The sequence below is a fragment of the Streptomyces griseofuscus genome (assembly GCF_014673495.1).
In the GTDB taxonomy this organism is placed as follows: Bacteria; Actinomycetota; Actinomycetes; order Streptomycetales; family Streptomycetaceae; genus Streptomyces; species Streptomyces murinus.
In genome coordinates this window covers 6,847,519-6,870,142 of sequence record NZ_CP051006.1, presented here as the reverse complement: position 1 = coordinate 6,870,142, position 22,624 = coordinate 6,847,519, and the positions used below count along the sequence as shown (strand labels likewise).

At 70.6% G+C, this 22,624-nt stretch carries 18 protein-coding genes; 3 read left to right on the top strand and 15 right to left on the bottom strand.

The annotated features are described in order from the left end of the window. Positions 1–134 precede the first annotated feature (134 nt). The 9 genes from aroB to HEP81_RS31255 form a co-directional block, all read right to left on the bottom strand. Complete coding sequence (gene aroB / locus HEP81_RS31295; RefSeq protein WP_037651026.1) at positions 135–1,226, bottom strand: 3-dehydroquinate synthase; 1,092 nt, start codon at positions 1,224–1,226, stop codon at positions 135–137. Further along, on the bottom strand, positions 1,223–1,738 hold the full coding sequence (locus HEP81_RS31290; RefSeq protein ID WP_037651027.1) for a shikimate kinase: 516 nt from the start codon (positions 1,736–1,738) through the stop codon (positions 1,223–1,225). Before HEP81_RS31290 ends, aroB begins: the two co-directional genes overlap by 4 nt. Next, entirely contained in the window at positions 1,735–2,919 is a 1,185-nt protein-coding gene (gene aroC, locus HEP81_RS31285) for a chorismate synthase (protein ID WP_037651028.1), read from the bottom strand. Before aroC ends, HEP81_RS31290 begins: the two co-directional genes overlap by 4 nt. Before the next feature lie 186 nt (positions 2,920–3,105). Next, a complete protein-coding gene (locus HEP81_RS31280; protein WP_037651030.1) occupies positions 3,106–3,945 on the bottom strand; it encodes a shikimate dehydrogenase in 840 nt (279 codons plus the stop codon). Beyond that, the gene (mltG, locus tag HEP81_RS31275; RefSeq protein WP_078967123.1) at positions 3,926–5,644 is read right to left on the bottom strand and encodes an endolytic transglycosylase MltG; all 1,719 of its coding nucleotides are present in this window, start codon (positions 5,642–5,644) and stop codon (positions 3,926–3,928) included. Before mltG ends, HEP81_RS31280 begins: the two co-directional genes overlap by 20 nt. A 122-nt stretch (positions 5,645–5,766) precedes the next feature. Beyond that, positions 5,767–6,231, bottom strand: coding sequence for a Holliday junction resolvase RuvX (ruvX, locus tag HEP81_RS31270; RefSeq protein ID WP_051849848.1), 465 nt, complete (start codon positions 6,229–6,231; stop codon positions 5,767–5,769). A 25-nt stretch (positions 6,232–6,256) separates the two neighbouring features. Continuing rightward, entirely contained in the window at positions 6,257–8,929 is a 2,673-nt protein-coding gene (gene alaS / locus HEP81_RS31265; RefSeq protein ID WP_037651034.1) for an alanine--tRNA ligase, read from the bottom strand. After that, entirely contained in the window at positions 8,929–9,285 is a 357-nt protein-coding gene (locus HEP81_RS31260) for a hypothetical protein (RefSeq protein WP_037651036.1), read from the bottom strand. The genes alaS and HEP81_RS31260 overlap by 1 nt, the downstream gene beginning before the upstream one ends. A 9-nt stretch (positions 9,286–9,294) precedes the next feature. After that, positions 9,295–9,750, bottom strand: a complete 456-nt coding sequence (locus HEP81_RS31255) for a DUF948 domain-containing protein (RefSeq protein ID WP_086808818.1) — start codon at positions 9,748–9,750, stop codon at positions 9,295–9,297. 152 nt (positions 9,751–9,902) lie between these two features. On the opposite strand from HEP81_RS31255, the gene HEP81_RS31250 reads away from it, so the two are divergent. Further along, positions 9,903–12,038 carry an ATP-binding protein gene (locus tag HEP81_RS31250; RefSeq protein ID WP_182787000.1) on the top strand — a complete coding sequence of 712 codons (2,136 nt, stop codon included), beginning with the start codon at positions 9,903–9,905 and terminating at the stop codon, positions 12,036–12,038. A gap of 120 nt (positions 12,039–12,158) precedes the next feature. Here HEP81_RS31250 and rpsD read toward each other — a convergent pair whose 3' ends face one another. The 5 genes from rpsD to HEP81_RS31225 all read right to left on the bottom strand — a co-directional run bounded on the left by rpsD (position 12,159) and on the right by HEP81_RS31225 (position 17,522). Then, a complete protein-coding gene (rpsD, locus tag HEP81_RS31245; protein ID WP_037651039.1) occupies positions 12,159–12,773 on the bottom strand; it encodes a 30S ribosomal protein S4 in 615 nt (204 codons plus the stop codon). A gap of 305 nt (positions 12,774–13,078) precedes the next feature. Further along, complete coding sequence (locus HEP81_RS31240; RefSeq protein ID WP_037651041.1) at positions 13,079–14,434, bottom strand: replication-associated recombination protein A; 1,356 nt, start codon at positions 14,432–14,434, stop codon at positions 13,079–13,081. Positions 14,435–14,506: 72 nt separating this feature from the next. Beyond that, positions 14,507–15,160, bottom strand: coding sequence for a vitamin K epoxide reductase family protein (locus HEP81_RS31235; RefSeq protein ID WP_037651043.1), 654 nt, complete (start codon positions 15,158–15,160; stop codon positions 14,507–14,509). Between the two features lie 378 nt (positions 15,161–15,538). After that, entirely contained in the window at positions 15,539–16,801 is a 1,263-nt protein-coding gene (hisS, locus tag HEP81_RS31230; RefSeq protein WP_037651045.1) for a histidine--tRNA ligase, read from the bottom strand. Between the two features lie 13 nt (positions 16,802–16,814). Then, on the bottom strand, positions 16,815–17,522 hold the full coding sequence (locus tag HEP81_RS31225) for an MBL fold metallo-hydrolase (RefSeq protein WP_037651046.1): 708 nt from the start codon (positions 17,520–17,522) through the stop codon (positions 16,815–16,817). Positions 17,523–17,703: 181 nt separating this feature from the next. Here HEP81_RS31225 and HEP81_RS31220 point away from each other — a divergent pair, with 181 nt between their 5' ends. Next, positions 17,704–18,528, top strand: a complete 825-nt coding sequence (locus HEP81_RS31220) for a peptidylprolyl isomerase (RefSeq protein WP_037651048.1) — start codon at positions 17,704–17,706, stop codon at positions 18,526–18,528. A gap of 143 nt (positions 18,529–18,671) precedes the next feature. Further along, complete coding sequence (locus HEP81_RS31215; protein WP_037651050.1) at positions 18,672–19,901, top strand: DUF349 domain-containing protein; 1,230 nt, start codon at positions 18,672–18,674, stop codon at positions 19,899–19,901. A 163-nt stretch (positions 19,902–20,064) separates the two neighbouring features. On the opposite strand, the gene relA is transcribed toward HEP81_RS31215, so the two are convergent. After that, positions 20,065–22,602 (bottom strand): GTP pyrophosphokinase, encoded by a 2,538-nt coding sequence (relA, locus tag HEP81_RS31210; RefSeq protein WP_037651052.1) that lies wholly within the window; start codon positions 22,600–22,602, stop codon positions 20,065–20,067. Between the last annotated feature and the right edge of the window lie 22 nt (positions 22,603–22,624).

The following is a 22,624-nucleotide window of genomic DNA, read 5'->3' as shown; positions in this document are numbered from 1 at the left end:
GTGCAGGCGGCGGGGGTGGGCCCCGCCCCTCTCCGAACGGTACCGTCCCCGGCCGTCGTTCGGTGAAACGGCCGGGGACGATCCGAAGTGCCCGATGCGCCGAGAAAGATGGCGCAACCTGCGAGAACGCGGAGCTACTCGCCGACTTCCCCGTAGGCGGCCAACAGGACGGCCGGGTCCGGGCCCTCCAGGACGGTCGGCTTGGCCAGCCCGTCGAGGACGATGAAGCGCAGCAGATCGCCGCGGGACTTCTTGTCGACCTTCATGTTCTCGACCAACTTGGGCCACTGGTCGTAGCGGTAGTGCAGCGGAAGGCCGACGGCTTCGAGGATCGCGCGGTGCCGGTCGGCGGTCGCGTCGTCCAACCGGCCCGCGAGACGGCCGAGTTCGGCGGCGAAGTGCATGCCGACCGCGACCGCGGCGCCGTGCCGCCACTTGTAGCGCTCGTTCTTCTCGATGGCGTGGCCGAGCGTGTGGCCGTAGTTGAGGATCTCGCGGCGGCCGGACTCCTTCAGGTCCGAGGAGACGACCTCGGCCTTCACCCGGATCGAGCGCTCGATCAGTTCGGCCGTGTGCGGGCCCTGCGGACCCCGCGCGGCCTCGGTGTCGGCCTCGATCAGGTCGAGGATCACCGGGTCGGCGATGAAACCGGCCTTGATGATCTCGGCGAGCCCGGAGACGTAGTCGTTGACCGGCAGCGAGTCCAGCGCGGCCAGGTCGCACAGCACCCCGGCCGGCGGGTGGAAGGCACCGACCAGGTTCTTGCCCTCGGCGGTGTTGATGCCCGTCTTGCCGCCGACCGCCGCGTCCACCATGGCGAGCACGGTGGTCGGCACGGCGATCCAGCGCACCCCGCGCAGCCAGGTCGCGGCCACGAACCCGGCCAGGTCGGTGGTCGCGCCGCCGCCCACGCCGACGATGACGTCGGTGCGGGTGAAGTTGGACTGGCCGAGCGCCTTCCAGCAGTAGGCGGCGACCTCGGCGGTCTTGGCCTCCTCGGCGTTGGGCACCTGGATGGCGACCGCCTCGTAGCCCTGGTCGGCCAGGTCGGCGCGGAGCGCGTCCCCCGTCTCGGCCAGCGCCTCCGGGTGGATCACCGCGACCCGCTTGGCCTTGGGGCCGATCAACCCGGCCAGTTCGCCCAGGAGTTGACGACCGACCAGCACCTCGTACGGGTCGGTGCCCGCGCTGCCCGCGATCTGGATCCGGGTGACTGCCTCGCTCATGCCTTCTTCAACTCCAGTGCGTCCAGCGCTGCTTGGGTGACCTCTTCGGGGGTGCGCCCATCGGTGGTGACGACGGCGGTGGCGACCTCCTCGTACAGGTGGCGCCGGGCCTCCATCAGCTCGCGCCACTGCTTGCGCGGATTGACCGCAAGCAGCGGACGGGCCACGTTCAGACCGGTGCGGCGGACCGCCTCCTCCACGTCCATGGAGAGGTAGACCACCGGGTGCGGGGCGAGCAGCGCCCGGGTGTCCGCGTCGAGGACCGCGCCGCCGCCGAGCGCGAGGACGCCCCGGTGCTCGGCGAGCGCGGTGGCCACGGCCGCCTTCTCCAGCGCCCGGAAGTGCTCCTCGCCCTCGTCCACGAAGATCTCGGAGATCTCCCGGCCCTCGGTGGCCACGATGTCGTCGTCGGTGTCCCGGTAGCCGACGTCCAGCCGCTCGGCCAGCAGCCGGCCCACGGTGGACTTGCCGACGCCCATCGGGCCGACGAGGACGAGACGCGGCCCGCTCATCGGATCCGCAGGTGGTCGAGGTACGAACGGACGTTTCGACGGGTCTCGCCCACCGAGTCGCCGCCGAACTTCTCGGCGACCGCGTCGGCCAGGACCAGCGCGACCATGGCCTCGGCCACGATGCCCGCGGCGGGCACCGCGGAGACGTCCGAGCGCTGGTGGTGCGCCTGCGCGGCCTCGCCGGTGGTCACGTCCACGGTCCGCAGCGCGCGCGGCACGGTCGCGATCGGCTTCATCGCGGCCCGCACCCGCAGCAGCTCACCCGTGGACAGGCCGCCCTCGGTGCCGCCCGCGCGCCCGGAGACCCGCCGGATGCCCTCCGGGGTGCTGACGATCTCGTCGTGCGCATGCGAGCCCGGCACCCGGGCCAGCTCGAAGCCGTCGCCGATCTCCACACCCTTGATCGCCTGGATGCCCATCAGGGCACCGGCGAGCCGCGCGTCCAGCTTGCGGTCCCAGTGCACATGCGAGCCCAGACCCACCGGCACACCGTACGCCAGCACCTCGACGACGCCACCGAGGGTGTCGCCGTCCTTGTGGGCCTGGTCGACCTCCTCGACCATCGCCCGCGACGCGTCCGCGTCCAGGCAGCGCAGCGGGTCCGCGTCCAGCTTCTCCACATCGGCCGGCGTCGGGTACACCCCGGCCGGGGCCTTCACCGAGCACAGCTCGACCACATGGGAGACGATCTCGATCCCGGCCGTCTCCTTCAGGTACGACCGGGCCACCGCGCCCAGCGCCACCCTGGCGGCCGTCTCCCGGGCGGAGGCGCGCTCCAGGATCGGGCGGGCCTCCTCGAAGTCGTACTTCTGCATGCCCGCGAGGTCCGCGTGACCGGGCCGCGGCCGGGTCAGCGGCGCGTTACGGGCGAGCCCGTCGAGGATCTCGGAGTCGACCGGGTCGGCCGACATGACCTGCTCCCACTTCGGCCATTCGGTGTTGCCCACCATGACCGCGACCGGGGAGCCGAGGGTCAGCCCGTGCCGGACACCACCCAGAAAGGTGACCTCGTCCCGCTCGAACTTCATCCGCGCACCGCGGCCATAGCCGAGCCGCCGCCGCGCGAGGTGATCCGCCACCATCTCCGTGGTGATCGGTACGCCGGCGGGAAGGCCCTCCAGCGTCGCCACAAGTGCGGGACCGTGGGACTCCCCCGCGGTCAGCCAACGCAGCCTGCTCAACGGTGCTCCTCAGTGTTCGCGCCCGGTACTGCCCGGCCCACGCGACTTTCGCGGGCGCCGACGGAGTGACCGGATGCGCGACCCCGGTCCGCCATGTCCGATCCTCCCACGTCCGCGGCGGGTGTCCGGTGTCCGGTCCAGCAAGCGGACGGGATACGGGCCGCCAGCGGGCCGGACGCGAGGCGGTCAGCGGGCGGCGAGTGCCTGTTCTCCGGCCCGGCGCATGGCGTCCAGGGGCGCCGGGGTGTGTCCGGTCATCTGCTCGACCTGGAGGACGGCCTGGTGGACCAGCAGGTCGAGGCCGCCGACCACGGCGCCGCCGTACATGGACCAGCGGGCGGCCAGCTCGGTGGGCCAGGGCTCGTAGAGCACGTCGAAGAGGGTGGCGGGGCGCTCGGGCACGGCTGCGGCGAGGGCGTCCGTGGCGCCGGCCGGGGTGGTGGCGATCACCAACGGGGCACGCAGCGCCTCGGCCGCCTCCGACCAGTCGGCCGTACGGACGTCCACGTCGAGGCGGCGGCCCCACTGGCGCATCTCGGCGGCGCGGGACTCGCTGCGCACATAGGCGACGACCTCGCCGGTGCAGACACGGGAGAGGGCGGCGAGCGCGGAGGACGCGGTGGCGCCGGCGCCGAGGATCGCGGCGGACTCGACCTCTTCGATGCCGTGTTCGCGCAGCGCGGCCACCATGCCGGGGATGTCGGTGTTGTCGCCGCGTTTGCGGCCGTCCGCGCCGAACACGACCGTGTTGACGGCGTCCACCGAGGCGGCGGTCTCGCTGATCTCGTCCAGCAGCGGAATGACCGCCCGCTTCAGCGGCATGGTCAGCGACAGCCCCGCCCACTCGGGCCCGAGCTTCTCGAAGAAGCCCGGCAGCTCCGCCTCGTCGACCTCGAACCGGTCGTACGACCAGCCGGTGAGGCCGAGTTCGGCGTAGGCGGCCCGGTGCAGCACCGGGGAGAGCGAGTGGGCGATGGGCTTTCCGAGCACGGCGGCCCGGCGGGCGTCAGTTGCCCGAGCTGGCATTGAACTTGTCCTTGAGTTGCTGGAATTCTTCGTACGTCTTGGCGAATTCGGTATTGGTCGTACCGTCGGTCGCCACGAAATAGATCCAGCCGTCGTGGGTCGGATTCAGCGCCGCCTTGATCGCGTCCTCTCCGGGGTTTCCGATCGGACCGGGCGGCAAGCCCTTGTGGGTGTACGTGTTGTACGGGCTCTGGTTGCTGTTGATCTCCTTCTCGGAGATATGGATGTTGCTGGTGCCCTTGGCGTAGTTGTACGTCGAGTCGAACTGGAGCAGCTGGTTCGTCTCGGTGTTGGTGGGCTTCAGGCGGTTGTAGACCACCTCGGCCATCTTGCGGAAGTCCTCGTGTGTCTTGCCCTCTGCCTGGACCAGGCTCGCGACCGTGACCAGCTCGAACGCGTCATGCAGACCGAGGGACTTGGCCTTCGCGTCCAGTCCGTAGGCGGCGTACCGCTCCTTGGCCTGGGCCACCATCTGCTTGAGGATCGTGTCCGGCTTCATACCCTTGGCGGCCGGGTACGTGCCCGGGAAGAGGAAGCCCTCCAGCGGGTCCTTCATCTCGGAGTTCTTCTGCACCCAGGCCGGGGCCCCGAAGCTGCTGTAGCCCTTCTTCGCGATCTTCTCGGTACTGCCGGCGGGCATTTCGAGCTTCTTGTCGATGGCCTGGTAGACGGCGGAATTACGCTCGCCCGGCGTCACCATCACATTGTTCTGGCTCTTCGGGTCGAGCATCATGCGCACCGCGCTCGCGGCGGACATCTCCTTCTTCAGGAGATAGGCGCCGGCCTGGATCGAGTCGCCGCCCGGTGTCGTGCCCTGGGCGTGCACGAACGCGTCGGCGCTCTTGACGACACCGGCCTCTTTCAGCCGCCGGCCGATGTCCCAGCCGCCCGCGCCCTTGGGGATCTCGACGGTCACCGTCTCGCCGGTGCCGTCGCCCGCGTAGTCCGGGGCCGGGGCGAAACGATTTTGGTAGAACTTGTAGCCGTAGTAACCCACTCCGCCGAGGCCGCCGCCGAAGACCAGGACGACGACCATGCAGGCGCAGCCGGTGCGGCGCTTCTTGCTCTTGACTGGCTTTCGGCCTTTGCCGGCGCGCCGCTCCCTGCGGCCGGCCAGCTCGTGCTCCTCGCCGTCCTCGTCGTCGTCCCCGCCGCCCGCGAAGAAGGCGTGTTCCTCCTCGTCCTCGGCGGGGGCCTCCGGATCGGGTTCGGCCTCGGGACGTCTGCGGCCGGGGGGCTCCGGCGGGGGGTAGGCGTCCTCGGTGCCGTAGAGGTCGGGCTGCTCGGCGCCGTACGCCACGGGCTGCTGCCCGTAGGGATCGCCGGGGTCGGCCGCGTAGGGCAACTGGCCGTGGGTACCGGTCGCGTCCCAGCCGCCCTGGTGGTGTCCGGGCTGCTGCGGATCGCCCGGCTGCTGCGGGTGCTGCGGATACTGGCCCTGGTACTGGGGGTCGTACTGGGGATGGCCCTGGTCGCCGTAGTACGGGTACTGCCGGCCGTCGTGCCCGGGCTGGGGGCCCTGGGCCCACTCGCCGCCGTACTGCTGCGGCTGCTGCTGCGGGTACTGCTGCTGCGACTGGCCGCCGTAGGCAGCCTGATGCCCGGCGTACGCCTGCTGCCCTTCCCATCCGCCGTCCCCGTACAACGGGTCCTGCGGATGCCACGGTTCGGAGCCTGGGCCCCGGCCATACTCAGTCATCGATCCCCTAGAGCCGCGAGGCCGACGGTCACGCGGCTCTGGGGCCGGCTTCCGCTCCGCCTCTTGCTGTGCGGCGGCTGTTCGAACGCCGCCGCATCGCGCGGAACGTTACCGTATCGCGATCAGATGACCACTTCGACGCCCTCGCCGGGTGGCTTACCTGACACCCGTTCGGATTCGAGGGCCTGCTGGAGGATGATCACGGCCGCGGCCTGGTCGATGACGGACCGGCCCTTCTTGGACTTCACGCCCGAGGCGCGCAGTCCCTGCGAGGCCGTCACCGTGGTCATCCGCTCGTCCACGAGGCGGACCGGCACCGGCTTGATGCCCTTGGCCAGTTCCTGGGTGAACGCGCGGACCTTGACGGCGGCCGGGCCCTCGCCCCCCTTGAGGGAGCGAGGGAGACCGACGACTACCTCGATCGGCTCATACTCCGCCACCAGTTGACGCAACCGGCGGTGGGCGGCGGGGATGTCCCGGCCGGGGACCGTCTCCACCGGGGTGGCGAGGATCCCGTCGGGGTCGCACGAGGCGACCCCGATCCGGGCGTCCCCGACGTCGATCGAAAGCCGACGTCCTCTGCGCATTTCCGACCGTTTCCTTACTCGGATATCACTTGGCGGTCTCGGCGACGAGACGCTCGACGGCCTCGACGGCCTCGCCGACGGCGGCCGGGTTCTGACCGCCGCCCTGTGCGACGTCCGGCTTGCCGCCACCGCCGCCACCGAGGGTCTTGGCGGCCGTGCGCACCAGGTCACCGGCCTTCAGACCACGCTCGCGGGCGGCCTCGTTGGTGGCGATGACCGTCAGCGGCTTGCCGTTGTTCACCGTGAACAGGGCGACCACGGCGGCCCGGCCGCCCTGGATGCGACCGCGCACATCGAGGACCAGCTTGCGCAGGTCGTCCGGCGTGGTGCCGTCCGGCACCTGCCCGGTGACCAGGGCGATGCCCCGTACGTCCTTGGCCGAGTCGGCGAGCCCGCCGGCGGCCTGGAGCACCTTCTCGGCGCGGAACTTCTCGATCTCCTTCTCGGCGTCCTTCAGCTTGCCGAGCATGGCGGAGACCTTCTCCGGCAGCTCCTCGGAGCGGCCCTTGAGCAGCTCGGTCAGCTGGTTGACGACCGTGTGCTCACGGGCGAGGAAGTTGTAGGCGTCCACGCCGACCAGGGCCTCGATACGGCGCACACCGGAGCCGATGGAGGACTCGCCGAGCAGCTTCACCAGGCCCAGCTGGGCGGTGTTGTGCACATGCGTGCCGCCGCACAGCTCCTTGGAGAAGTCGCCGATGGTGACCACACGGACCCGCTCGCCGTACTTCTCGCCGAACTCGGCGATGGCACCCTGCTTCTTGGCCTCGTCGATGCCCATGACCTCGGCGTGCACATCGAGGTCGCGGGCGAGGACCTCGTTGATCTTCTGCTCGACGTCGGTCATCACGGCCGTCGGTACGGCAGCCGGCGAGCCGAAGTCGAAGCGGAAGCGGCCCGGCTGGTTCTCGGAACCGGCCTGGGCGGCCGTCGGGCCGAGGGCGTCGCGCAGGGCCTGGTGGGTGAGGTGGGTGGCCGAGTGGGCGCGGGCGATGGCCTTGCGGCGGCGCACGTCGATGGAGGCCTGGGCCTTGGCACCGACGGTCACCTCGCCGACCTGGACGACGCCCTTGTGCACATACACACCCGGGACCGGCTTCTGGCAGTCGCGGATCTCGATCACGGCACCGGAGTCGACCTTGATCCGGCCGGTGTCGCCGATCTGGCCGCCGCCCTCGGCGTAGAACGGGGTGCGGTCCAGGACGACCTCGACCTCGTCGCCCTCGGAGGCGGCGGGCGAGGAGACGCCGTCGACCAGGAGGCCCACGATGGTGGACTCGCCCTCGGTGTCGGCGTACCCGATGAAGTCGGTGGCGCCGGCGCTGTCGGCGATCTCGCGGTAGGCGCCGAGATCGGCGTGGCCGGTCTTCTTGGCCTGGGCGTCGGCCTTGGCGCGCTCCCGCTGCTCCTTCATCAGGCGGCGGAAGCCCTCCTCGTCCACGGCGAGGCCCTGTTCGGCGGCCATCTCCAGGGTGAGGTCGATCGGGAAGCCCCAGGTGTCGTGGAGCAGGAAGGCCTTCTCTCCGGACAGGACGCTGCCGCCGGACTGCTTGGTCTCGGTGACGGCGGTGTCCAGGATGTTGGTGCCGGCCTTCAGCGTCTTGAGGAAGGCGTTCTCCTCGGCGACGGCGACCTTCTCGATGCGCTCGCGGTCGGTGACCAGCTCCGGGTACTGCTGGCCCATCATGGCGATCACGGTGTCGACCAGGTTCTTGACGACCGGCCCGGTGGCGCCCAGCAGCCGCATGTTGCGGATCGCGCGGCGCATGATGCGGCGCAGCACATAGCCGCGGCCCTCGTTGCCCGGGGTGACGCCGTCACCGATGAGCATCACCGACGTGCGCATGTGGTCGGTGACCACGCGCAGGGAGACGTCCGAGTCCTGGGCGTCGCCGTAGCGGACACCGGTCAGCTCGGTGGCCTTCTCGATGACCGCCATCGAGGTGTCGATCTCGTACATGTTCTGCACGCCTTGCAGAATCATGGCGAGGCGTTCCAGACCGAGGCCGGTGTCGATGTTCTTGCTGGGCAGGTCGCCGAGGATCTCGAAGTCGTCCTTGCCGGTGCCCTCGCCCCGCTCGTACTGCATGAAGACGAGGTTCCAGATCTCCACGTACCGCTCGTCGTTGACGGCCGGGCCGCCCTCGACGCCGAACTCGGGGCCTCGGTCGTAGTTGATCTCGGAGCAGGGGCCGCAGGGTCCGGGGACGCCCATGGACCAGAAGTTGTCCTTCTTGCCCAGGCGCTGGATGCGCTCCTTGGGCACGCCGACGACCTCGTGCCAGATCCGCTCGGCCTCGTCGTCGTCCAGGTAGACGGTGATCCACAGGCGCTCGGGGTCGAGGCCGTAACCGCCCTTGTCCCGGTCGCTGGTGAGCAGCTCCCAGGCGTACTTGATGGCGCCTTCCTTGAAGTAGTCGCCGAAGGAGAAGTTGCCGCACATCTGGAAGAACGTGCCGTGGCGGGTGGTCTTGCCGACCTCTTCGATGTCAGGCGTGCGCACGCACTTCTGCACGCTGGTGGCGCGCTGGAAGGGGGGCTTGACCTCACCCAGGAAGTAGGGCTTGAAGGGCACCATGCCGGCGGGGACGAGGAGCAGAGTCGGGTCGTCCGCGATGAGCGACGCCGAAGGGACGACGGTGTGACCGCGCTCCTCGTAGAAGCTCAGCCAGCGGCGGCGAATCTCGGCCGACTCCATCAGTGGTCCTCATTCCGGTTGTACGAGTGCATCGGGGATTCGATGTACTTCGGGTTGGTGCGGTCGGTGCTCGGGGTGTACTCGATGGCGGTGAGCCGCCGGGGCGCCGGGAGCGCGTCGTCCTGGATGCCGAGGGCCTCCTGGAGCTCGTCCTCCCGCTGAGCCATGTTGTCGCGGACGTCGAGCGCGAAGCCGACCGCGCGGTCCTTCAGGCGCTGACCGGTCTCCAGAGCCTTGTTGGCGGCGGTCGCGGCCAAGCTCTCGGGGGTCAGCTGCCGCAGCTTGCGGTTGACCTTGGTGGTGGCCCAGACGCCGGCGGCGACGCCGGTGGTGAACCAGAAGGTACGACGGAACATGGCTCGGTCTCAGTCCCTCTTCCCGCGGAGGTTGCGCTTGCGTCGTGCGGCGGGGACCGTGCGGCCCACGATCACCGTACGCCGGGCCGAATTCCCCGGCACGTCCTCCTCCTTGCGGCCGCCGAGCGCCCTGCGGACGCCGTAGCCGAAGGCCGCGACCTTGACCAGCGGGCCGCCGAAGGTGGAGGCGACGGTGGTGGACAGCGCGGAGGCGTTGGAGGTGACCTCCTGGACGTCGGTGGCGATCGCGTCGACCCGGTCGATCTGGGTCTGCGCGGAGCGCACCGCCTGGGAGGCGTCCGCGAGCAGCGGGACGGCCTGGTCGGTCACGTCCGCCACGAGCTTGGTGGTCGCCTTGAGCGTCTGGGCCACCCTCGCGAGGGCCACCGCGAGGAAGGAGACCAGGATCGCCCAGAAGACGGCCACCAGGATCCCGGCCACCTCGCCACCGGACACTGTGCGCACCCGCTCCCTGAAACGTGCCTGAGCATCGGAAAAGTCGTGTCCCGAGCCTATCGCGCCGGGGCGGACGCTCCGTACCGGATTACCGGCGGGAACGGTGGAGTTACGGGAAGCGATTGTACGGAATGAACACGGTTCAGTACGCTCCGTGTCCCATGCGAGGTCCTCAGTGCCCAGAACCTTTCGCCGACGGCGAGCCGCCCCTTGAACTGACCGGATTCGTCGGACGTACGGCGGAGGCGGCGGGGCTCGCCGCGGCGTTGCGGTCGGCCCGGCTGGTGACGGTGACCGGGGCCGGCGGAGTGGGCAAGTCGCGGCTGGCCGCGCGGGTCGTGGCGGACTGGGAGACGGCGCACGGCTGGGTCGAGCTGGCGTCGGCGCACGACCCGGAGTTCGTGGAGTACGAGGTGGCGGAGGCCCTCGGGCTGACCGACCACACCACCCGGACGCCGCGCGAGACGGTGCTGGAACAGCTGGCCGCGCGCCCCACGCTGCTGGTCCTCGACGGGTTCGAGCATCTGGTGGCGGCCACCGCCGAGCTGGTCGCGCAGCTGCTGCGCAAGCTGCCTCGACTGCGGGTGCTCGCGGTGGGCCGGCGGCCGCTGGGTCTCGCCGGCGAGCGGCTGTTCCCGCTGGCGCCGCTCGGCGCGGACGAGGCGGTGCAGCTGCTCAGGGACCGGGCCCGGGAGCAGGGCGTCACGGTGTCCGACGATCCCGAGGTGCGCGAGCTGTGCGCCCGGCTCGACGGCATCCCGCTGGCGCTGGAGCTGGCGGCGGCGCGACTGCGGGCCCTGTCCCCCACGCAGCTGCTGGACCGGCTTGACGACCGGTTCCGGCTGCTGACCGGCGGCGGCCGCTACGCGCTCCCCCGCCATCAGACGCTGCGCACGGCGATCGGCTGGAGCCATGAGCTGTGCACCCCGCCCGAGCGGCTGCTGTGGGCGCGGCTCACGGTGTTCGCGGGGACCTTCGACCTGGAGGCGGTCGAGTACGTGTGCAGCGGGGACGGGCTGCCCGACACGGAGATCCTCGATGTGCTCTCGGAGCTGCTGGCCCAGTCGGTGATCGCCCGCGAGGAGACCGCGGCGGGCTCGCGCTACCGGATGCTGGACACCGTGCGGGCCTACGGCGCCGGCTGGCTGGAGGCGGCCGGGGACGCGGTACGACTGCGGCGGCGGCACCGGGACTGGTACCTGGGCCTGGCGACCTGGTGCGAACTGGAGTGGTTCTCGCCCCGGCAGCGGGAGGTGGCCGCGCGGATGGCGGTGGAGCTGCCCAGCCTGCGGGCCGCCCTGGAGTTCTGCCTGACCGAGCCCGCGGAGGCGCATCTGGGGCAGTACCTCGCGGGGTCGCTGTGGTTCTGCTGGGTGGGCTGCGGGCGGCTGGCGGAGGGGCGGCGCTGGCTGGAGCGGAGCGTGGCGCTGGAGTCGGGCTACGAGCGGTCCCGGCTGAAGGCGCTGTGGGTGCTCGGGTACGTGGCGGTGCTCCAGGGCGACAGCGGGCCCGCGGGGCAGACCTTGCGGATGTGCCGGGAGCGGGCGGAGCGGGCGGCGGACGCGTCGGCGCTGGCGTACGCGGAGCATCGCACCGGCTGTCTGGCGCTGGTCACGGACGATCTGCCGCGTGCAGAAACGCTGCTGCGCTCGGCGCTGGCGCGCTATGCGGAGACCGGCGAGCTGAACAGCAACGTGCTCATGGGGCGCGTCGAGCTGGCGATGGCGCGCGCCTTCCAGGGGGATCTGCCGGACGCGGTACGGCTGTGCGAGGACGTGCGCCGGGTGTGCGAGGAGCACGGGGAGCGCTGGGCGCGGTCGTACGCGCTGTACGTCCTGGCGTACGCGGCCTGCCGGGAGGGCGTTCCGGGGCGGGCGCGGGAGCTGCTGACCGAGTGTCTGCGCAACACCCATGCCTTCGACGATCTGCTGGGCTCGGTGCTGGCCCTCGAACTGCTCGCCCTGGTGACGGCGACCGAGGGCGATCTGGCGGAGGCGGCCGTCCTCCAGGGCGCGGCCGCCCGTCTATGGCCCTCGGTGGGCCTGCCCCTCTTCGGTTCGGCGCACTACAACGCCCCGCACGCGCAGTGCGAGTCGGCCGCCCGCGGAGCGCTCGGAGACGCCCGCTACGAGGAGTGCGTACGACGCGGAGGGCGCCTGGACCGGGAGGCCGCGGTGAGCCGGGTGCTGGGCCGGGAGGGGAACCGGCCGCCGGCCGCGGTACCGGCGCCGCGCGGGGCGGCACGGTGGAACGCGGTGCGCACCGGCGGGGGCTGCGAGGCGGGGCAGGGCCGGTAGGCCGGGGGAACGCCGGGGCCGCCGCACCACCCGGCCCGGAAACGCGGAACCGCCGCCTCCCCCGCCCAGCGGGACGGGGAGGACGGCGGTCCGGAGTGCGGTGCTGCGCCGGGGCTGGGATCAGCGGGCGTAGTACTCGACGACGAGCTGCTCGTCGCAGATCACCGGGATCTCCTTGCGGTTCGGCTCACGGTCCAGGCGGAACGCCAGGGCCTTGAGGTTCACCTGGAGGTAACGCGGGGTCTCGCCGTCGGCGGCGAAGCCACCCTCACGGGAGATCTGGAAGAGCGTCTTGTCCTTGGAGCGGTCGCGGACCTGCACGACGTCGTCCGGACGGACACGGAAGGACGGCTTGTCGACCTTCTGGCCGTTGACCTGGATGTGGCCGTGGACGACCATCTGGCGGGCCTGGTAGATCGTGCGGGCGAGACCCGAACGCAGGACCAGCGCGTCGAGGCGGCGCTCCAGCTCCACGATCAGGGCCTCACCGGTCTTGCCCTGGACCTTGGAGGCACGCTCGTAGGCGCGGACGAGCTGACGCTCGGAGATGTCGTACTGAGCGCGCAGGCGCTGCTTCTCCAGCAGACGGACCTTGTAGTCCGAGTTCTGCTTGCGGCCGCGGCCGTGCTCACCCGGCGGGTAGGGGCGGGCCTCGAAGTACTTGACGGCCTTCGGGGTCAGCGCGATGCCGAGGGCACGCGACTTCTTGACCTTGGGGCGGGACTGGTTCGCCACTGTCTCAATCTCGTTTCGTAGTGTTCGGCTTGCCAGAGGTTTCGGGAGGTCGCATCCGCAGCCGGGAAGACCCGCCGGTCCACTGGGGACCCGCTGGGCAGCCGCTTCCCTGATCTGGGCACATACGTGCAGCACGCGAGTGGCCCACCGACCGCTCCGGGACTCCCGGTGGTGGTGGGCTGCCCGCGACACCGTTCGACGGTGCGCGACGCTCCTGGAGTCCGGCCCCACAGGGACGGGTCTCCGGCCCGTTGTCCCGCTCTGACGGCACGGGACTGGGCACTTCGGAGCATTCTACAGGCTGCTCAGGGCCGCCTGCGACCGAGGTGCCTGCGGGTCCAGTCGACCGCGTCCGCGTAGCGCGCCTCGGCGCCGTGCCGGGTCGGCGCGTAGTACTCGCGGTCCTTGATCGTGTCCGGGGCGTACTGCTGCTCGGCGATGCCCTCGGGCAGGTCGTGCGGATACACATACCCCTGCGCGTGGCCGAGTTTGGCGGCGCCCTTGTAGTGGCCGTCGCGCAGATGCGCCGGGACGCTGCCCGCCAGGCCCTTGCGGACGTCCTCCAGGGCGGCGCCTATCGCGGTCGTCGCGGAGTTGGACTTGGGGGCGAGCGCGAGGGCGATGGTGGCGTGGCTGAGGGTGAGGGCCGCCTCGGGGAAGCCGATCATGGCGACGGCCTGGGCGGCGGCGACCGCGATGGGCAGCGCGTTCGGGTCGGCCAGGCCGATGTCCTCGCTGGCGGAGATCATCAGGCGCCGCGCGATGAACCGGGGGTCCTCGCCGGCCTCGATCATGCGGGCGAGGTAGTGCAGGGCCGCGTCCACGTCGGAGCCGCGGATGGATTTGATGAGCGCGCTGGCGACGTCGTAGTGCTGGTCGCCGTCACGGTCGTACTTGACCGCCGCCCGGTCCACGGTCTGCTCCAGTGTGGCGAGGGTGATCTCCCGCTCGTCCTGGTCGAGGGCGGCTCCGGCGGCGGCCTCCAGGGCGGTCAGGGCGCGGCGGGCGTCGCCGCCCGCGATGCGCAGCAGGTGCTCCTCGGTGTCCTCGGGGAGGGTGACCGCGCCCTTCAGACCGCGCTCGGCGTCCAGGGCGCGCCGCAGCAGGCCGCGGATGTCGTCGTCGGTGAGGGGTTCGAGGGTGAGCAGCAGGGAGCGGGACAGCAGCGGTGAGATCACCGAGAAGTAGGGGTTCTCGGTGGTGGCCGCGATCAGGGTCACCCAGCGGTTCTCGACGGCGGGGAGCAGGGAGTCCTGCTGGGCCTTGCTGAAGCGATGGATCTCGTCCAGGAAGAGGACGGTCTCGGTGCCGAAGCCGCCGGTGGCGCGGCGGGCGCCGTCGATGACCGCGCGCACCTCCTTGACGCCCGCGGTGATCGCGGACAGCTCCACGAAACGCTTGTTGGTGGCCTTGGAGACGACATACGCGAGGGTGGTCTTGCCGGTGCCGGGAGGGCCCCAGAGGATCACCGAGGACGGTCCGGCGGGGCCGCCGGAGCCCTCGCCGACCAGGCGGCGCAGGGGCGAGCCGGGCTTGAGCAGGTGCTGCTGGCCCACGACCTCGTCGAGGGTGCGCGGGCGCATGCGCACCGCCAGGGGGCTGGCCGCCGGGTCCTTCTCCTGGCGTTCTTCTGCTGCGGCGGTGAAGAGGTCGGGTTCCACGCTGAAACCCTAAGTCACGGCACTGACAATGCGGCCCGGACCCATGCGGGGACCGGGCCGCGGGCGGGGGGCTCAGGCCCAGAGGGCGCTGCCCCAGCGGGTCAGGACCAGCATGGCGATGATGCCGCAGTGGGTGACCGGCAGCACCCAGGTGAACTCGCCGAGGAAGGAGCGCAGCCAGCGCGGGGCGGGCAGGAAGGCGTGGCGGACGTTGAACGAGGTGACGTACCAGAACATGGTGATCGTGGCGACCCAGGCCAGCGAGCACCACAGGCACAGGGCGTTGATCCGGTACAGGGACTCGAACTGGAGCCAGGTGACGAAGCAGACGCCGAAGAGGGTGCCGAAGTTGAAGGTCAGCCAGTACCAGCGCGGGAAGCGGGCGCGGGTCAGCAGGCTCATGCCGACGCAGATCACGATGCCGTAGCAGACCAGGCCGAGCATCGGGTTGGGGAAGCCGAAGGCGGCGGCCTGCTTGCTCTCCATCACGCTGCCGCAGGAGACCACCGGGTTCACGCTGCAACCGGGCGTGAAGGTCTTGCCCGCGACCTTGTACTCGAGGATCTTGAACTTGTCGAGCGTGATCACCCACGCGGCCAGCAGTCCGGCCGCACCGGTGATGACCAGCAGCAGGGCGAAGGCGCGGCTGCCGCCCACGGTGCGGCCGTCGGCGGGACGGTCGGGACCGGACACCGCGGAGACGTCGTTGACTGTCGTCTTGCTCATCACGCCGATTCCGTCACTTGAGAGTTGGACCATCTTCGGGCACCGGCCATTGTGCCGCACCCTTCTGTGTGTCCACCGTTCGACGGACATAAGGAAGGCCGCCCGGCGGTCACGGACCGTATGGTTTCGGCCGGAGCATCAAGACCATGACAGCACACGCGAGCGAATTCGCGGTGAATGCACGGGGTCGTGCGAGCGGTACGGGGACGTGGCCGCGGTGTCCGGCCCGGATCCCGGCGTCCGGCGCGGTGAGATGTTCGGGTTCCTCTGGCAGGACGAATCGGCAGCCACCGGGTTGACGGCGGACGCTGCCGGCGCGGTGCGCAGGGGGCGCCGGGGACTTCCCCGGCGCCCCTTCCGCACGCAAACTGTCGGCTGCTAGCCGAGTCGCGACTCCAGCTCCGCCACGATCTCGTTGACACCGATCGCGCTCTGCTCGCCGGACTCCATGTCCTTCAGCTGGACGACGCCCTCGGCCAGGTCGCGTTCGCCGGCGACCAGGGTGAAGCGCGCGCCGCTGCGGTTGGCGTTCTTCATGGCCCCCTTGAGGCCCTTGCCGCCGTACGCGAAGTCCGCCGCGATGCCCACCTTGCGCAGCTCGGTGACCTTGGCGAACAGGACGCGGCGGGCTTCCTCGCCGAGCGGGACGGCGTACACGGACGTGGTGGACGGGAGGTCCAGCGCCACGCCCTCGGCCTCCAGGGCGAGGACCGTGCGGTCGACGCCCAGGGCCCAGCCGACGGAGGGCAGCGCGGGGCCGCCGATCATCTCGGACAGGCCGTCGTAGCGGCCGCCGCCGCCCACCGCGGACTGCGAGCCGAGGCCGTCGTGCACGAACTCGAAGGTGGTGCGGGTGTAGTAGTCCAGGCCGCGGACCAGCTTCGGGTCGTCCTCGAAGGCCACGCCCGCCGCCGTGATCAGCTCACGGACCTCCTCGTGGTACGCCTTGCAGGCGTCGCACAGGTAGTCGCGCAGCAGCGGGGCGCCGGTGAGCTGCTTCTGGACCGACTCGCGCTTGTCGTCCAGGACGCGCAGCGGGTTGATCTCGGCGCGCCGCAGCGTGTCCTCGTCGAGGTCAAGGCCGCGCAGGAAGTCCTGGAGCGCGGCCCGGTACACGGGCCGGCACTCCTTGTCGCCCAGGCTGTTGAGCAGGATGCGGAAATTGCGCAGGCCCAGCGAGCGGTACGCCTGGTCGGCCAGGATGATCAGCTCGGCGTCCAGTGCCGGGTCCTCCGCGCCGATCGCCTCGGCACCGACCTGGGAGAAGTGGCGGTAGCGGCCCTTCTGCGGGCGTTCGTAGCGGTAGTACGAGCCCGAGTACCAGAGCTTGACCGGGAGGTTGCCGGTCTTGTGCAGATTGGCCTCCAGGGCCGCGCGCAGCACGGAGGCCGTGCCCTCGGGGCGCAGGGCGAGCTTGTTGCCGCCCTTGGTCTCGAAGGCGTACATCTCCTTGGTGACGATGTCGGTGGACTCGCCGACACCGCGTGCGAACAGCTCGACGTTCTCGAAGCCGGGGGTCTCGATGTAGCCGTAGCCGGAGTTGCGCAGCGGGGCGGCGATCGCCTCGCGGACCGCCAGGTACGTCGCGGAGTCCGGCGGGATCAGGTCGTAGGTGCCCTTGGGGGCCTGGAAGGTGCTCACGGAAGCTCTCTCGTCACATTCCTCGTCGGGGAGCCGCGGGGGCTCCCTGGCCGGCTGCCACTTCCCGCAGATAGGGGTTGGTGGCGCGCTCGCGGCCGATGGTCGTCTGGGGGCCGTGGCCGGACAGGACCACGGTGGAGTCGTCGAGCGGCAGGCACACCCGTGCCAGCGACCCGAACATGTCCGCCATGGATCCGCCCGGCAGATCGGTGCGTCCGATGGAGCCGGCGAACAGCAGATCCCCGGAGAAGAACACCGACGGCACGTCGGCGCTCTCGGGCATCCGGAAGGTCACCGACCCCTTGGTATGGCCCGGCGCGTGCGCGACGGAGAACTCCAGGCCGGCCAGGTCCAGCTGCGCGCCGTCCGCCAGCTCCCGGACGTCGTCGGGCTCGCCCACGGTCAGCTCGCCCATCAGGGGCATGCCGATCGAGCGGCCGAGCGCCTTCTCCGGGTCGCTCATCATGAAGCGGTCCTCGGGGTGGATCCAGGCGGGCACGTCATGGGCGCCGCACACGGGGACGACCGAGGCCACATGGTCGATATGGCCGTGGGTGAGGACGACGGCGACGGGCTTGAGCCGATGCTTCTTCAGCGCTTCCTCGACTCCCTCGGTGGCCTGGTGGCCCGGGTCGATGATCACGCACTCCTCACCGGCGGCGGGGGCGACGAGGTAGCAGTTCGTCCCCCAGGCCCCGGCGGGGAACCCGGCAATGAGCACGATCGTCCTTCGTTTCATCGGTGTGCAGGTGGTGACAAGGCGGCCTCGGCCGCAGTCAGAGCCTACCGGCGCTGCCGTTTCCTCAGCGAACCCATATACGGTACGGGGCTACACGCAGTGGTCGGCCCACGAGGACGCACGCGTACCGCTCGACACACGACACGCATGAGGAGAGAACCCGGTGGTCAGCCAGGAGCAGCGGCGGCGTCAGCTCGCCCGGGAGAAGTTCTTGCGGCAGCAGCAGCGACGCACCGAGTCGCGGCGCAAGGCCCGCGTGCGCAACTCCGCGATCGCGTCGGTACTCGGCGTGATCGTGATCGGCAGTGTGGCGCTCTACACGACCCATGTGCTGGGGGGCGACGACAAGAAGACCGACGCCGGCGCCAAGACGAAGCCGAGCGCGTCCACGCAGCCGAGCAAGGCGCCGGACCCGTGCCAGAAGCCGGCGGCGGGCTCGGTGAAGAAGCTCAGCTGGAAGAAGGAGCCGGCGATGTCGATCGACACGTCGGCGAAGTACACGATGGACCTCTCCACGACGTGCGGTGACATCCCGATCTCGCTGAAGACGTCGGCGGCCCCGCACACGGCCAACTCGTTCGACTTCCTCGCGGGCAAGGGCTACTTCGACCACACCAAGTGCCACCGGCTGACCACACAGGGCATCTACGTGCTCCAGTGCGGCGACCCGCAGGGCACCGGCATGGGCGGTCCCGGCTACACGCTGCCGGACGAGAACCTGAAGGACGCCAGCCTGAAGAAGAACACCTACCCGGCGGGCACGGTGGCGATGGCCAACACCGGCCAGAAGCACACCGGCGGCAGCCAGTTCTTCCTGGTCTACAAGGACAGCCCGCTGCCGCCGCAGTACACGCCGTTCGGCACGATCTCGGCGTCCGGCATGAAGGTGCTGAACAAGATCGCGGCGGCGGGCGAGAGCACCGGCCGGGGAGACGGTGCCCCGAACGCGACCGTGGTGATCAATAAGGCGACGGTCACCAAGTCCTGAGGCCGGGCAGGGCCGTCGGCGGAATTTCGGTCGCGCTGGATGCGGACAGGGAACCCGCTGGTCGCCTATGTTGGCCGTGACGAAACTGTGGTCGATGCCCGGGGGCGCTGAGGCGCCCCGAGGCATCATGTGGAGGAGGCGCTGTGAGCAGCGACCCGTGGGGCCGCGTCGACGAGACGGGGACCGTGTACGTGCGTACGGCCGACGGCGAGCAGGTCGTCGGATCCTGGGCGGCCGGCTCCCCTGAGGAGGCGCTGGCCTACTTCGAGCGCAAGTACGAGGGCCTGGTTGTCGAGATCGGCCTCCTCGAGAAGCGAGTGCGGACCACCGACCTGTCGGCGAAGGACGCCCAGGCCGCCATCGACCATCTGCGCGAGCAGGTGGACGCGCATCACGCGGTCGGCGATCTGGCCGCGCTGCGCGGTCGGCTGGACAAGCTCGTGGAGACGGTCGAGGCGCGCCGCGAGGAGCGCAAGGTCCAGCGGGCCAAGCAGTCCGACGAGGCCCGCAAGGCCAAGGAGGACCTGGTCGCCGAGGCGGAGCAGCTGGCGCAGTCCGACCAGTGGCGGGCCGCGGGTGAGCGGCTGCGGGCGCTGGTGGACACCTGGAAGGGGCTGCCGCGGCTGGACCGCAAGTCCGACGACGAGCTGTGGCACCGCTTCTCGCACGCCCGGTCGGCGTTCTCCAAGCGCCGCAAGGCGCACTTCGCGCAGCTGGACGCGCAGCGCGAGGACGCCCGCCGGATCAAGGAACGGCTGGTCGCCGAGGCCGAGTCGCTGTCGGGTTCCACGGACTGGGGTCCGACGGCGGCCCGTTACCGCGATCTGATGTCGGAGTGGAAGGCCGCGGGCCGCGCCCAGCGCGAGCACGAGGACGACCTGTGGAACCGCTTCCGCGGCGCCCAGGACGTGTTCTTCGCGGCGCGCAGCTCGGTGTTCGCCGAGCGGGACGCGGAGCAGGCGGAGAACCTCAAGCTCAAGGAGGAGCTGGCCGAGGAGGCCGAGAAGCTGCTGCCGATCGGTGAGCTGAAGGCCGCCCGTGCCGCGTTCCGTTCGATCAACGAGCGCTGGGAGGCCATCGGCCATGTCCCGCGGGACGCGCGTCCGAAGGTCGAGGGCCGGATGCACACGGTCGAGCGGGCGATCCAGGAGGCCGAGGAGGCCGAGTGGCGCCGGACGAACCCGGAGGCGCGGGCGCGTGCCGAGGGTCTGACCGGTCAGCTCCAGGCCGCCGTGGACAAGCTCGGGGCGCAGATCGAGCAGGCCCGCGCCCAGGGCAACAACTCCAGGGCCGACAAGCTCCAGAAGGAGCTGGAGGGCCGCCAGGCACTCCTGGACCAGGCTCTGAAGGGCCTCCAGGAGTTCGGCGGCTGACCTGCCGGCGACAGCACGCACCTGATGGGGCGGTGACCGTAATGGTTGCCGCCCCGACCGCTTTCCGGGCGTCCTGGGTCTCAGGGCCTGGAAGAGGCACTGAAAGACAAGGCGGGCCGGGCAGTCACTGCCCGGCCCGCCCTTTCGCTGTGCTCAGAGCCCGCTAGTGCTTCTGGCGTCCCGAGGTGACCCGGTAGACGTCGTACACGCCCTCCACGCCCCGTACGGCCTTCAGGACGTGGCCCAGGTGCTTGGGGTCGCCCATCTCGAAGGTGAAGCGGGAGGTGGCGACGCGGTCGCGGGAGGTCTGGACGGCGGCCGAGAGGATGTTGACGTGCTGGTCGGACAGCACCCGCGTGACGTCCGACAGAAGGCGGGAGCGGTCCAGGGCCTCGACCTGGATGGCGACCAGGAAGACCGAGGACTGGGTGGGCGCCCACTCGACGTCGAGGATGCGCTCCGGCTCCCGGGACAGCGAATCCACGTTGACGCAGTCGCTGCGGTGCACGGAGACACCGCTGCCGCGGGTGACGAAGCCGATGATCGGGTCGCCGGGCACGGGCGTGCAGCAGCGGGCCAGCTTCACCCACACGTCGTCGACGCCCTTGACCACGACACCGGGGTCGGCGCTGGAGCGGCGCTTGCGGCGGCTGCGGGACGGCGGGACCGTCTCGTCGATCTCCTCGGTGGCGGCCTCCTCGCCGCCGAGGGCCTGCACCAGCTTCTGCACGATGTTCTGCGCGGAGACATGGCCCTCGCCTATCGCCGCGTACAGCGCGGAGATGTCGGAGTAGCGCATCTCGTGCGCGAGGGTGATCAGGGAGTCGCCGTTCAGGATGCGCTGGATCGGCAGGTTCTGCTTGCGCATGGCCCGCACGATGGCGTCCTTGCCCTGCTCGATCGCCTCGTCCCTGCGCTCCTTGGAGAACCAGGCGCGGATCTTGTTGCGCGCCCGGGGCGACTTGACGAAGCCGAGCCAGTCCCGGGAGGGTCCGGCGCCGGGCGCCTTGGAGGTGAAGACCTCGACCAGGTCGCCGTTGTCCAGGGTGGATTCCAGCGGTACGAGGCGGCCGTTGACCCGCGCTCCTATGGTGCGGTGGCCGACCTCGGTGTGCACGGCGTAGGCGAAGTCCACCGGGGTGGCGCCGGCCGGGAGCGCTATGACGTCGCCCTTGGGCGTGAAGACGAAGACCTCGTTGCGGGACAGGTCGAAGCGCAGCGACTCCAGGAACTCGCCCGGGTCCTCGGTCTCCTTCTGCCAGTCGAGCAACTGCCGCAGCCACGCCATGTCGTTGATGGCGTCCTTGTCCTTGCCGACCGCCTTGGGCGCGTCGGTGCGCACCTTGGAGGCGCCGGCGACGGCCTCCTGCTTGTACTTCCAGTGCGCGGCGATGCCGTACTCGGCGCGGCGGTGCATGTCGAAGGTGCGGATCTGGAGTTCGACGGGCTTGCCGTTGGGGCCGATCACCGTGGTGTGCAGTGACTGGTACATGTTGAACTTGGGCATCGCGATGTAGTCCTTGAACCGGCCGGGGACCGGGTTCCATCGCGCGTGCACGGTGCCGAGGGCGGCATAGCAGTCGCGGACCGTGTCGACCAGGACACGGATGCCCACCAGGTCGTAGATCTCCGCGAAGTCGCGGCCGCGGACGATCATCTTCTGGTAGACGCTGTAGTAGTGCTTCGGGCGGCCGGTGACGGTCGCCTTGATACGGGCGGCGCGCAGGTCGGACTGGACCTCGTCGGTCACTATGGCGAGGTACTCGTCGCGCTTGGGCGCCCGTTCGGCCACCAGCCGGACGATCTCGTCGTACATCTTGGGGTAGAGGATCGCGAAGGCGAGGTCCTCCAGTTCCCACTTGATGGTGTTCATGCCCAGGCGGTGGGCGAGCGGCGCGTAGATCTCCAGGGTCTCGCGCGCCTTCTTCTCCTGCTTCTCGCGCTTGAGGTAGCGCATGGTGCGCATGTTGTGCAGGCGGTCGGCGAGCTTGATGACCAGGACGCGGGGGTCCTTGGCCATGGCGACGACCATCTTGCGCACGGTCTCGGCCTGCGCGGCCTCGCCGAACTTGACCTTGTCCAGCTTGGTGACGCCGTCGACGAGCAGGGCGACCACGTCGCCGAAGTCACGGCGCAGGTCCTCCAGGCCGTACTCGGTGTCCTCGACGGTGTCGTGCAGCAGGCCCGCCATCAGCGTGGCCGGGTCCATGCCCAGCTCGGCGAGGATGGTGGTGACCGCGAGCGGGTGCGTGATGTACGGGTCGCCGCTCTTGCGCTTCTGGCCGCGGTGCCAGCGTTCGGCAACCTGGTAGGCGCGCTCGATCTGGCGGAGGGTGGAGTTCTCGATCTTCGGGTCATTGCTGCGCACTATCCGCAGCAGCGGCTCCAGGACCGGGTTGTACGGGTTCGCGCGCTGGACGCCGAGCCGGGCCAGGCGGGCGCGGACGCGGTTGGAGGAGCCGGAGCGGCCGTTCTGCACCGCGGGCGGGCGCACGACGGGGGGCTGGGCGGGGCGCTCGGCGGGGGTCGCCGGTTTGGGACGCGAGGACTCCGCGGACTTCTCGACGGGCGCGGCCGGGGCGTGCTCGACCGCCCCGTGGGTGTCGTTCTTGGCGGTCGACACAGTGGGCGCGGGCTTTGCCGCGGGCGCCGAGGCGGGCTCGGGCTTGGCGGCGGTCAGTCTCTGGGCCTCGTCTGGCAAGAGGGCTCCTCGTGCACGTTCC

Bases quoted from the DNA above. Each gene is read 5' to 3' on its own strand.
- alaS (WP_037651034.1), bottom strand. From the start codon at position 8,929: ATGGAGTCGGCCGAGATTCGCCGCCGCTGGCTGAGCTTCTACGAGGAG.
- HEP81_RS31250 (WP_182787000.1), top strand. From the start codon at position 9,903: ATGCGAGGTCCTCAGTGCCCAGAACCTTTCGCCGACGGCGAGCCGCCC.
- HEP81_RS31260 (WP_037651036.1), bottom strand. From the start codon at position 9,285: ATGTTCCGTCGTACCTTCTGGTTCACCACCGGCGTCGCCGCCGGCGTC.
- HEP81_RS31290 (WP_037651027.1), bottom strand. From the start codon at position 1,738: ATGAGCGGGCCGCGTCTCGTCCTCGTCGGCCCGATGGGCGTCGGCAAG.
- mltG (WP_078967123.1), bottom strand. From the start codon at position 5,644: ATGACTGAGTATGGCCGGGGCCCAGGCTCCGAACCGTGGCATCCGCAG.
- aroB (WP_037651026.1), bottom strand. From the start codon at position 1,226: ATGAGCGAGGCAGTCACCCGGATCCAGATCGCGGGCAGCGCGGGCACC.
- ruvX (WP_051849848.1), bottom strand. From the start codon at position 6,231: ATGCGCAGAGGACGTCGGCTTTCGATCGACGTCGGGGACGCCCGGATC.
- HEP81_RS31235 (WP_037651043.1), bottom strand. From the start codon at position 15,160: ATGAGCAAGACGACAGTCAACGACGTCTCCGCGGTGTCCGGTCCCGAC.
- HEP81_RS31280 (WP_037651030.1), bottom strand. From the start codon at position 3,945: ATGCCAGCTCGGGCAACTGACGCCCGCCGGGCCGCCGTGCTCGGAAAG.